We start from the raw sequence: 11544 nt of genomic DNA, 5'->3' as shown, positions 1-11544 counted from the left end.
GTGGGGGACGGGTTTATTTAACTTGTGAGTTGCCATCAAAGATTGGAGGTTTTGCCCGCTCGGCATCGAGATTTAAATGATTCTAGCCGTTAATTACAGAGCCGCCGTTGGGATGCAAAATTTGACCCGTCATGTAAGACGAATCTTTTGAAGCTAAAAACACGTAACTGGGAGCAACTTCATCGGGTTGACCGGGGCGTCCCAAGGGCGTGTCTGCACCAAATGTGGCCACTTTTTCTTCGGGGAAAGTTGCAGGAATTAGCGGCGTCCAAATCGGGCCGGGGGCTACTCCGTTGACGCGAATTCCTTTCTCAGCTAAACTTTGAGACAAAGAGCGAGTAAAGGCAACAATTGCTCCTTTTGTGGAGGAGTAATCTAGCAATTGTTCGTTGCCTTTGTAGGCGGTGACTGAAGTGGTGTTGATAATTGCACTGCCTTCTTTTAAATGTTTAAGAGCCGCTTTTGTCAGGTAAAACATTGAGAAAATGTTGGTGCGGAAGGTGCGCTCTAATTGTTCGGCGGTGATGTCTTCAATACTTTCTTGGGGATGTTGTTCCGCAGCGTTGTTGACGAGGATGTCGAGGTGGCCGAATTCTTTAACTGTTTGTTCTACAAGGTTTTTACAGGTGCTTTCTTCGCCGATGTCTCCGGCGATCGCCAGACAGCGGCGGCCGAGTTGTTCGATCGCCCCTTTAGTCTTGTTAGCATCTTCATCTTCGTTGAGATAGCCGATCGCCACGTCGGCCCCTTCCTTAGCAAAAGCAAGAGCCACGGCGCGCCCGATACCGCTGTCTCCGCCGGTAATTAAGGCTACTTTGCCGCGCAATTTATCGCTGCCGCGATATTCGGAGGCGAAGGATTCAGGTGCAGGCGTCATTTGGGATTCAATGCCCGGTTGCTGTTCTTGATGTTGAGCCGGATTGGTTTGTTGTTGAGTTGGCATAACATATTCCTCTAAGTTCTACCTCTATAAATAAAGGTTTTCTTGGGGCGGGGAATCGTTCTTTTTGCCGATCGCAGTCTACTACTAAAGACAGTTTGTGCGATCGACACCCGCTTGTTACGATCGGCACAACAGCAAACTGCACCCCAAAATCATGTTTGACGTGCAGTTTAAACTAGCTAATTACTAATAGTTGAGTCTCAAACCAGAGACCCAACTTTAGATTAGAACACTCGGATTGGATCAGGAGCACCCAACACTAAATCGGGAGACTTCTGTTCGGTCGGCACAAAAGTCAGCGAACTCGCCATTCTCAAGGCAGGATCGTCAAAATTGGTCACAACTCCACTCGGTGCGAGCAAGGCATCGACGCTGAGCGCCTTCACCACAGCATCGGTTGAACTGCCGCCGTTAGTCAAAGAATCGGTGCTAGCAGCCACCACACCAGTGCCGCCAGTCAACGGATCGAATTCCTCAGTAGCAGTTGTTATTGAGCTCGCTGTGCGATTTGCCGGCGAAGGCACAGTATTGGGGCCCGGTACGTTAAAGCTAACAGGATTAGGCCCCGTTCGGATGGGGAACGCATTGGGAACGTTCGGATCGTCGAAAACTTCCAAAACCGAGTAAGTGGCCGGGAACAAATTCGGGAATAGAGCAATCCCTTGCGCGTTCGTTCTGACCAGCGGCTCAGTGGCGGCATCGTAGCGACCGTTCCGGTTCAAATCCAAAGTAAATGGAACATTAGCAAGAGGCGGTTCGCCCGAGTCTTGTATGCCGTTGCGGTTGTCGTCTCGGAATTTTGGAACTAACAAATCATAGCGGCGAGAGTTGCCAATCAAAGCGCAAGTAAAGGTTTGATTGGGGCCCAAAACGATATTGAGCGGTTGAGTCGTCTGGAAGAAACCAGGAGGAGGTACTTCTCGCAGGTTGTAAGTACCGGGACGCAAATTTCTGAAAGCAAAAGTACCAAACTGATCGGTAGTGGTAGTTGCTTCCCCTGCATCGAGGCCGCCGTTGTTATTGGTATCGAGAAAAACAGTAACGCCGCTAATTGCCGGTTCGTTTCCGTCTCGATAGCCGTTCAAGTTATAGTCCTCGAATTTGCAACCGGTGATGTTGCTGTTCGGGGTGTTGGCAAAAGTAACGTTAGCGTCCTGAAGGTTGAGAGTTACCGGAACACCAGCAGTTGTCGAAGGCGAAAAACCAGCCGGTACGACTTCCCGCACCGTGTAATTGCCCGTCGCTAAGTTGGTAAATGCTCCTCTTCCTTGAGCATTAGTCTGTATTTGTTGTTCTCCGGCGTCAGGAGTGCCATTATTGTTGGTGTCAAGGAAGACAGAGACACCGGCAATTGGTGCTTCACCCTGAGTTGGCTCGAAGCGACCGTTTCCGTTCAGGTCATTGTATTTGAATACAGTGATGTTAGGTAGAGTGTTTCCCACACCAGAATTCGTTCCGTTGCCAGTATTAGCTCCCACAGGAGTAAAGGTAAGTGCTGGTGACGGGTTAGTCGCTGGGAAAGGTAAAGGCGTGTTGGCAAAAATCGGTCGTACACCCGTTGCTGCAATAGAAGTTTCCCCAGCCTGTTGAACGCCGTCGCGGTTCGTATCTACGAATTTAGGGTCGTTTGGTTTCAGTGTATAGGTTGAATCTGTTACTAAGATCGGTTGCTCTCTGCTGATCGTACCCTGGAACCGTGCTTGCGGGCCTGGCGCCGAAACCACAACGGGGTTAGGAGTAGTTGAGACTGGAGCATTGAGGTTGCCAGGGGCACCGCCACCGGGCAGTGTCGCTGGAAAAATTTCCAAGACAGAGTAATTGGCAGCTCTCAAATCCCTGAAGGTAGCCACTCCGCCTGCATCGGTGATAGCGATGGGTTCTGATGCTTGATCCCAGCGACCGTTCCCGTTCAAATCTAAAATGAAGGGTACGTTAGCAATCGGGGGTTCCAAAACTCCACTTACAACATTTCGGGTGCCGCTGCGGTCTATGTCCCGAAATTTGTTAATTTCAATTTGATACAGCGGAGTGTCGCCAACTTGAGCGCAGGCAAAAGTTTGACCGGCAGCTACTGTTACGTCCAGTACGGGAATGTTGTTGGGTGGGGTGCTTTGGGGGAAATCTCTTTCTAGGGGTTCTCCGCTGATGCCGTTGACTCGTTCTTCCCGAACTCTGTAGGTTCCAGGTGTTACATTAAACGACCACGCACCATTTTTGTCTGTTAATGTGTTGAGTTCCCCTGCATCTAATCGGCCGTTGGGGACGCTACCGTTGCTGCCGTCTAGATATATCCTGACATTTTTAATCCCCGGTTCATTCCCGTCTCGAAAGCCGTCGGCATCTATGTCTAAGTATTTGCATCCAACAATCCGGCTGCCCACAAGTTGGGTGTTGCCAAAGAAAACGTTGGCGTTTGTGTTTCCAACAGTGACAGCGAGGGGATTCGGAGTCGTGGTACGGAAACCAGCCGGTACGGTGGTTTCTGTGAGTACGTAGTTGCCGGGAGCAAGATTTATGAACGAGAACCCTCCGTTAGCGTCTGTAAGGACGGAGACATCCCCGTTAGCTGCATTGAATTGGCCATTGCTTGCTTGACCGTTACTGGCTATTGCAGGTTCGAGGAGAATGGGGATATCCCGGAGACCTGGTTCATTTGCCTGTCTGATCCCATCCGCGTTCAAGTCATTGAACTTGATACCTAAAATTGCCGGGCCTGTATTCCCAACCTGTAATTGCTGGGCAATACGTTCTTGAGTATTATCTGTTTCTGCCATGATTTCTCTCCTTCACACCTAAATCCACGTAAATTACAGACTACTGTATGGGTTTGTCAATAGCTGAGTAGTTTTTGCTAGTCGCTGACAATTGCCACTCGATTTTACATACGTCTGCACTTGAGGCAATGTTCCCCATCTCACACAACAATGCCTCAAGCTTTGTCGCTGGCAAGTATATCAGGTTTTGAAGAGCCCTGGCAATTTGAGGCCAACATCTTCAAGATTTGCACGCCTTCTCTGTCCCTACATACTTGCTGGTTCAAGCCCTAAGGGGGCCTTGACTGAGTGCTCCCCCCGATATCTACTCCGGGGGCATCGTTCCTGTTTGTCATGGTTCGCTGTGAAGAGGCATCGCAGCCTCTGGGATTGCCTCTTGGCAACAAACTTTAGACCGATCGAGCTACCGGACTGGAGCCGATTTGCTTTGCCTGGAAATATGCCGGTCGGGGTTGGGGGGACTGTCTGATAGTTTCTCACTCACAGAGATGCTACTGCCTCTGAATATTGCACCCAATATACAAACCAGCTTCGGGGCTCCCGGAACTTACGCTTGAGTGTTGGAGGTTGCCAAACAATAGGGTATCACGAGATCGCCCTTTAACCTCTTGCTGATTTTTATCTGCTGTTTGGGATTGGGGGCGATTGGGCCCCTGAGGGATAGCTGCGCCTAGAAGTGCTGGTTGTCACCCTAAATCACCGACAAATCCTGCTTCCCCCACCGGCACGATCGAGTTTCCCAGAGCCCAATTAATTAATTCATTTTTATTGACAAATCCACCGATTTGTGTATTAGGCTCCATACCGACATTCTGTTGCCCAAAGTTAGGAATATTGCCTAAATTCGCCGCTTGTCGATCGAGCAAAAGATCGCTAATTTGATAACGATCGCGATCCGCGAACGACAGCAAGCTATCCGCCCCAAGATTACCCGCAACTTCCGGCCCCGCATAGCTGCTAGCATCCGTCTGTTGGTCGCCATTCAAGGATTTAGCCGATCGACTTTCAGGATCTCCGGTGAGCAAATCGATGCTGCTGGCCCGAACGTCTGCCGAGACAACAACTATCGCAGGCCCAGTCGTTAGAATGAAACCGGGCGACTGAACTTCGCGGACAACATAACTACCTACCGGAACGTTGCGGAAACTGTAATTGCCCTGACTGTCGCTAAAGGTACTCGCTTCGCCCGGATCTAAACGGCTGTTGTTATTGAGGTCGATGTAAATTTGGGTATTGGCGATCGGCGGTTCCCCGGCATCTAGCCGACCGTTGGCGTTAAAATCGTTAAATTTGACACCGCTGATCGTACCCGTCACCAACACGTTACCAAAGCTGAGATTGGTGGCATTTGTGCCGTTACCCACGGTAATCGGAGTCGGATTTGGCGTAGTTTGTCGGAAACCGGGCTGCGGAACTTCCCTCACCGAATAAATGCCTGGAGACAAGTTGATAAAAGAGAAATTACCTTGGGGGTTTGTTAAAGTCGAAGGTTCGTTGGGATCTCGGGCGTTGTTGTTGTTGGTGTCGAGGTAAATCGGCCAGTTGGCAACTCTCGGTTCCGTCGGTTCGTTGACACCGTTAGAGTTGAGGTCGTTGAACTTAAAGCCGCTGATGCTGCCGGTGGGGAAATTGTTGCCGAAATTGACCCCGACAGCGTTGGTATTGCCCGTAATGTCGATCGGCCCTGGATTTGGCGTAGTCTGTATCCATCCCGGTTGCTGGACTTCCCTCACCAAATACCGGCCCGGGGAAACATTGGCAAAAGTGTAGTTGCCGATCGGGTTAGTGATAGTATTCGGTTCGCCCGGATCTAACCTGTTGTTGGCGTTGAGGTCGAGGTAAATTTGCCAGTTGGCCAGAGGCGGATCTGTCGCATCTCGGACGCTGTTGGCATTGAGGTCATTGAACTTGAGGCCGCTGATGCTGCCGACAAAAAACACATTGCCAAAATTGACGTTGGTGATAGTGGCGTTGGAAGTAACGTTAATCGGGCCCGGGTCGGGCGTAGTTTGGCGAAAACCCGGTTGCTGGACTTCTCTCACCAAATATGTATCTGCGGGAATATTGACAAAAGCGTAATTGCCTTGAAGGTTTGTAATAGTAGAAGGTTCGCCGCCGTCGATCCGGTTGTTGCGGTTGAGGTCGAGGTAGATTTGCCAGTTAGCTAGGGGTGGTTCGCCGAAGTCTTGGCGGCCGTTGCTGTTGATGTCGTTGAATTTTGTACCTGCGATCGTCCCGGCGTTGAAGTTGTTGCCAAAATTGATATTCCCAGCGTTTGTGCCGCTGGTAATCGTGATGGGTGCCGGATTTGGCGTAGTTTGGCGAAAGTTCGGCTGCTGGACTTCCCTAACTTGGTAAGTTCCCGCCGGCAGGTTGACGAAGATGTAGTTGCCTTGGGCGTTGGTGAGGGTGGAAGGTTCGCCCGAGTCGGGCCTGCCGTTGTTATTGATGTCGAGGTAGATTTGCCAGTTGGGAATTGGCACATCTGGGAAATCGGGGCGGCCGTTGGCGTTGAAGTCGTTGTATTTGTTGCCGCTGATGCTGCCGACTTGGAAGTTGCCGATGTTCACATTGCCGATGTCTATTTGGCTGGCGGTTCTGGGGGGGTTGCTGGATTCGGTCATGGTGTTGGTGGGGCCAAATGAACGCGCTTTAATCTTTGCTCTACGGCAATCTAGCAGTTTTTTTGCCCATTGCAGCTATTTTAGGGGATTAATTTTTTTTATCAAAGTGAGTGGGAGATTGGGAGATTAACTGGTTCCAAGGCAGAGCCTTGGAACCAATATCCAGAGGAAGAGCCTCGGTTGGGAAGATGGAGGCTCTTGCTCGGGATATCCGTTACCAAGATCGAGGCAGAGCCTCCGAATATCCGTTACCAGGCAGAGCCTGGTAACGAGTAGAACGAGTAATGAAATGCCCGATGCCTTCTTCCCGATGCCCCATGCCCTGCGCGGGCCTTCTTCCCGATGCCCCATGCCCTGCGCGGGCCAATTTTTGCCAGATTTGATGTACGATCGCTACCAAGTTTTGCAGAGGTCGAATTTCCCATGTCCCGAAACCTGACAGCAAGCTGGAATAAAGCCCGCGAGGTGCCGAATTTGCTCCTCGGCTGGAGTTTGTGCGGTTTTTTGGCACTGGGCGCGATCGCCTCTACTCCTGCTGCGGCACAGCTACCTACCTCCGAACCCGATAACAATAACAGTTCGATCGCCCAAACAGGTGCGATCGTCCGCCCCGCCCTCAAAGAAGGCAGCCGCGGCTCAGAAGTTACCGAACTCCAAGCTGCTCTTAAATTACTGGGATTTTACGCTGACAGTGTAGACGGGATTTTCTCGCAAAGCACTGCTAAAGCCGTGTCTCAGTTCCAGGAAGCAGCAGGCATCGCCCCAGACGGCATAGTCGGTCAAGATACTTGGAACCGGCTGTTTCCAGCGTCGGAGGGCGCGATCGAAAACCCGATCGCCAACGCTCCCCAAACTGCCGACAACACAGAGATTAACCCCCAACAGCAGCCCACCAATTTTCCGGTTTTGAGAAGACGAATGCGCGGCCCAGCAGTCAGAGATTTGCAAGAGCGGCTCCGGGCCAAGGGATTTTTGCGCGCGAGTGCTGACGGCGTGTTCGGGCCAGAAACTCAAGCTGCTGTCAAGGCTGCTCAGCGACAATATCAACTCCCAGCAGACGGCATTGTCGGCCACGCCACTTGGGAAGCTCTGCTGCGGTGAAAGCAAGGTGTACAGTCAAGGATGCAGCAAGACTCAAGAAACCGGGTTTTTCACCTATAACTCTGGATGTAACGCCGTATTTTGCTAAAAAAACCCGGTTTCTGCCTAAGTCCTCGTCTAGATTTTCTTGGCAAACTGCACATTCTGCCACCTACCGAGCGTACAAATTGTTAATAATTGCTTTCGGAAGTATTTCGGCGCGTCAAAAAGTGTTAACTTTGGTAAATAAAGTATTCTCATGGGCGAAGTTAGTGTTAGTTTAAATACATGAGGGGCAGAACCAAGAAGCACAAAAAACTTGGATAAAAATTTTTGAATTAGAGTATTTGTCCCGATCGGCTCTAGTTCGCAGGCAACGCCTGAATCGTGTAGTTTATTAGCAAAGAAAGGTTGACATTGCGCTCGGAATTTGTGAAGTAGCTTGAGGCGATTTGAGAAATCATAAAGTTATCAAGTTAGAATTGCGATCGCACAATCAAACACAGAAGTCTGAATAGGCTCCGCTATTAGCTAGCTCGCTCGCAGAGCACTTGCCAAAAAGTCCACCTTAGTAGTAGTTGTTTGCTGAATCTCAGCAGAGCTAAAAACCCACTTGAATCAGATTAAATTACCAATGTTTTAGGGTCTGGCATCCGATATGCTAGGCCCTAAAATAGTTGACAGTGGACAGTTGACAGTGGACAGTTGACAGTTGGTAGTGGAAAGTTGACAGTGGACAGTTGACAAACTAATAGACCTCTTGCAAAAGTCCTTTTAATAAAATTTTGGAACGGGCCAAGAGGGCCCGTTCCACAAGAAAAAATGTTTTTTGTGGAACGGGCCCTCTTGGCCCGTCCTAGTTATTTTTGAAAGAGGTCTAATGACTACTGACTACTGACTACTGTCAACTGTCAACTGTCAACTGTCAACTGTTATTTGATATCTTCAATGCGAGCATTCAAGCCATTAGCGGTGAGAATTTGTAGCAATTCCTCAGCTTTTTCGCGCTCCCGAAAAGCACCGGCTTGCATCACCGATCGCCCGTTGGTAAAAGTCCGAAAAGCATCGGGAACCAGGGATAGGATTTTTTGCCGAGCGCCCGAACTCTCGGCATCCACGACAACTCGATACCGGAAACCCAAAGCGGAAGCTCGATCGACTGACGGCGAACTATCCCGGACATCGGGCAAAGAATTCCCCCCTAAAACAGCAGGTACGTAGCCGCCCCTTCCTAGAGGAATGTTGCGGCCTGGAACTGGCAATTTACCCTCGGAAGCAACCGAACTCGAACTATCAAAATTGGGAGGAATCATTGGTTGCTGTACCGAACTCTCCCGCACCGATCGAGAATCTGGATCTGGTACAGGAATTGCGATCGCCCCTGTTCCTTCCCCAGCAGGAGCGGCATTTCTCGGAGGAAGCAGAGGCCGCAACTGAGTGCTGGCGGGTGCCTGTCGCCTGGAAACGGGCGCTGGTGGCGCAATTGGCGCTCTTTCGACTCGGGGAGTTAGCCGCCCGGGAGTGTAAGCAGGGAGAGAAGTTTCTGGGCCGCCGATACTCGGAGGTCGATCGGCCGCCTGCTGCAAAGCACTTCCCCCAATGGGCGGAGGCGGGCTAAAATTTCCCGCCACATCAACCGATCCAGTCGTCCGGTTGCTCAACAATTGATTGCCGTAAGCTGGGATTACTTGACCTTTGGCTGCATTGTTGACATCGTACTGGCCGTTGTTGCGAATCACATTGCCCCCCGGTTCCGCCGAAGTTCCCAAATCCGGCAGAGCTCTGGATATCGCCACAATGCCGTCCCGCCGGTTACTCTCGATATAATTGTTGCGCAGCACCGGTCTAGCATCAGCTTGCACCACCACGCCGTCCTTATTCCGAGTAATTTTGTTGCCGATTAACAAAGGTGAAGCGTTTTGCGCTACATTCACCCCAAATCCGGTGTCTTCAAACACATTATCTCGAACTTCCGGGCGGGAACTGCCAAAAATCGTAATCCCGTTAGCTCCATTTTTCGAGAAAAAATTCCCGCCAATCGTCGGCCTTCCAGTACCGACTACGGAAATGCCGTCGTGAGTGCTCCCCGAAAAAGTGTTGTTGACAACTGTGGGAGAACTCGATTCGATCCACAAAGCGTAACCGCGATAGTTGGTATTTGTCACCGTCACTCCGCTGAGTCCCGCCCCGTCTGCGCCTAAAATCGCGATGTTTTGACCCGCCGAAGTCGGGCTGATAAAGTCTCCTCCGCCTTTGATGACAATATTCTGGCCGCGAGTGCTGGGATTTCCTTGAACAGTCACGCTGGGCCTGAGCATTAACGGAAATTTTTCGCCGCTTTGAGCGCTGTAAGTACCGGGTGCTAGTAAAATCGCTGTTTTGGGCGGGGCGACGCTTAGGGCGTAGGTGAGGGTTTTGAACGGAGATCGATCGCTCCCGTTACCTCCCGTGTCGCTGCCACCGTTAGAACTCACGTAGAGTATGTTAATGTCGCTCTCTGGCGCTTGCGAAAGTAGCTGCACGGAGCCGGTACCGGCAGCGATCGCCGAGGCTTGAGGGTGGCCAAAGGCGGTGCTGGTAAAGACGAGCAGCAGGCAATAACTCCAACAAGAGTTTTGCGATCGACTTTTTTTGCACCGGATTTGTTTTGAATTTAGGAGCATAAAAAAACGCAACTTATCTGTGAGCCGAGTTTCCCATCCCCTGTTTCGTGTCGGGTTTTGGCGATCGCATTTTAATCTCACCCGCCTGCTGGGGTTTTCTTCTGTTAATCTTTTGTTTTGTTCTGCTAACCTCACGGCTCTCCTCCGAAGTGTGGTATGCAGCTTAACGATTCCACTCAGATCGAGTTTGATCCATTATGCTTTGTTTTTTTCAAATTCAATAAAACTTAAAAATTTGTCAAATTTACATCGGTGGATGCCAAAGTTAGGTCGATCGCTTTTGCCACAATCAAGACGGCGTGGGACAATGTAGCAGTTTGACTGCTAGGATTAGTTTAATTAAGGTGGTTCTGATGACCGAGAAACAAAACAGAACTTTACCGGCACAGCCAGCCCTCTGCCGGATTTTAGATGCAAATCTCGATCGATCGCGCGAAGGGTTGAGAATTATTGAAGAATGGTGCAGGTTTGGTCTTAACAGCGCCGATTTAGCCCTCGAGTGCAAGCAACTGCGTCAGGAATTGGCTGCTTGGCACACCCCTGAATTGCGCAGCGCTAGGGATACGCCGGCCGATCCGGGGACGGAGTTGACTCACCCGCAGGAGGAGCAGCGTTCGAGCATCCAGCAGCTACTGGCGGCGAATTTCTCTCGGGTGGAAGAAGCTCTGCGCGTACTGGAAGAGTACGGCAAAGTTTACGATCCGAATATGGGCAAGGCTTTGAAGCAGATGCGCTATCGGGTTTATACTCTCGAAAGCGATTTGCTGGCTTACCGGCGCTACCAGCAGTTACTCCGATCGCAGTTATACCTTGTAACTTCTCCCAAATACAACTTTTTAACAATCGTGGAAGCTGCTTTGCAAGGCGGGCTGACTTTGGTGCAGTACCGCGACAAAACCTCAGACGACGGGGTAAAGCTGGCCAACGCGCGCCAGTTGTGCGAACTTTGTCACCGCTACGATGCTTTGCTGATTGTGAACGATCGCGTGGATTTGGCGATCGCAGCGGATGCCGACGGGGTACACTTAGGACAGGAAGATTTGCCTGTAGCCGAAGCGCGCAGGTTGCTCGGTCCGGGACGGATCATCGGCAGTTCGACAACGAATGGCGATGAAATGCAGCGAGCTATTGATGCCGGAGCCGATTATATTGGAGTTGGGCCGGTCTACGCAACTCCGACGAAAGCAAACAAGCCGGCGGTGGGTTTGGACTACGTGCGGTATGCTGCGAGTAAGTCTCCGCTTCCTTGGTTTGCGATCGGCTCAATTGATATCAACAACCTCGATGAAGTCTTGAATGCCGGAGCTCAAAGGGTAGCGGTGGTGCGATCGATTATGGAAGCAGAGCAGCCTACTTTAGTCACGCAGTTTTTCATCTCGCAGTTGATTCGGATGCAGAATCTGAAAGCTCAGAAAGCTTTGCAGGCGAAAACCTAGGTTGATTGCCGATTTTCCGGGCGG

The 11544-nt window shown here is 50.8% G+C and carries 6 protein-coding genes; 2 read left to right on the top strand and 4 right to left on the bottom strand.

Annotation, left to right across the window (positions count from 1 at the left end):
* Positions 1-82 precede the first annotated feature (82 nt).
* The 3 genes from QUB63_RS23040 to QUB63_RS23030 all read right to left on the bottom strand — a co-directional run bounded on the left by QUB63_RS23040 (position 83) and on the right by QUB63_RS23030 (position 6341).
* On the bottom strand, positions 83-943 hold the full coding sequence (locus QUB63_RS23040) for an SDR family oxidoreductase (protein WP_332947650.1): 861 nt from the start codon (positions 941-943) through the stop codon (positions 83-85).
* 224 nt (positions 944-1167) lie between these two features.
* On the bottom strand, positions 1168-3717 hold the full coding sequence (locus QUB63_RS23035) for an MSCRAMM family protein (protein WP_332947649.1): 2550 nt from the start codon (positions 3715-3717) through the stop codon (positions 1168-1170).
* A gap of 686 nt (positions 3718-4403) precedes the next feature.
* A complete protein-coding gene (locus QUB63_RS23030; RefSeq protein WP_332947648.1) occupies positions 4404-6341 on the bottom strand; it encodes an MSCRAMM family protein in 1938 nt (645 codons plus the stop codon).
* Positions 6342-6683: 342 nt separating this feature from the next.
* Here QUB63_RS23030 and QUB63_RS23025 point away from each other — a divergent pair, with 342 nt between their 5' ends.
* Positions 6684-7442 (top strand): peptidoglycan-binding domain-containing protein, encoded by a 759-nt coding sequence (locus QUB63_RS23025; RefSeq protein WP_332947647.1) that lies wholly within the window; start codon positions 6684-6686, stop codon positions 7440-7442.
* A 911-nt stretch (positions 7443-8353) separates the two neighbouring features.
* Here the strand turns inward: QUB63_RS23025 and QUB63_RS23020 are convergent.
* The gene (locus QUB63_RS23020; protein ID WP_332947646.1) at positions 8354-10219 is read right to left on the bottom strand and encodes a DUF1565 domain-containing protein; all 1866 of its coding nucleotides are present in this window, start codon (positions 10217-10219) and stop codon (positions 8354-8356) included.
* A 218-nt stretch (positions 10220-10437) separates the two neighbouring features.
* On the opposite strand from QUB63_RS23020, the gene QUB63_RS23015 reads away from it, so the two are divergent.
* Entirely contained in the window at positions 10438-11520 is a 1083-nt protein-coding gene (locus tag QUB63_RS23015; RefSeq protein ID WP_332947644.1) for a thiamine phosphate synthase, read from the top strand.
* The last annotated feature ends 24 nt before the right edge of the window (positions 11521-11544 follow it).

This window comes from Microcoleus sp. ARI1-B5 (assembly GCF_036705795.1).
Taxonomy (GTDB): Bacteria; Cyanobacteriota; Cyanobacteriia; order Cyanobacteriales; family Microcoleaceae; genus Microcoleus.
Note: the sequence above shows the minus strand (reverse complement) of the source record. Positions and strands in the feature narration are given on the sequence as shown.

Excerpts from the sequence above, each read along its gene's own strand:
- QUB63_RS23040 (WP_332947650.1), bottom strand. The coding sequence starts at position 943 with ATGCCAACTCAACAACAAACCAATCCGGCTCAACATCAAGAACAGCAA.
- QUB63_RS23035 (WP_332947649.1), bottom strand. The coding sequence starts at position 3,717 with ATGGCAGAAACAGATAATACTCAAGAACGTATTGCCCAGCAATTACAG.
- QUB63_RS23030 (WP_332947648.1), bottom strand. The coding sequence starts at position 6,341 with ATGACCGAATCCAGCAACCCCCCCAGAACCGCCAGCCAAATAGACATC.
- QUB63_RS23025 (WP_332947647.1), top strand. The coding sequence starts at position 6,684 with ATGCCCCATGCCCTGCGCGGGCCAATTTTTGCCAGATTTGATGTACGA.
- QUB63_RS23015 (WP_332947644.1), top strand. The coding sequence starts at position 10,438 with ATGACCGAGAAACAAAACAGAACTTTACCGGCACAGCCAGCCCTCTGC.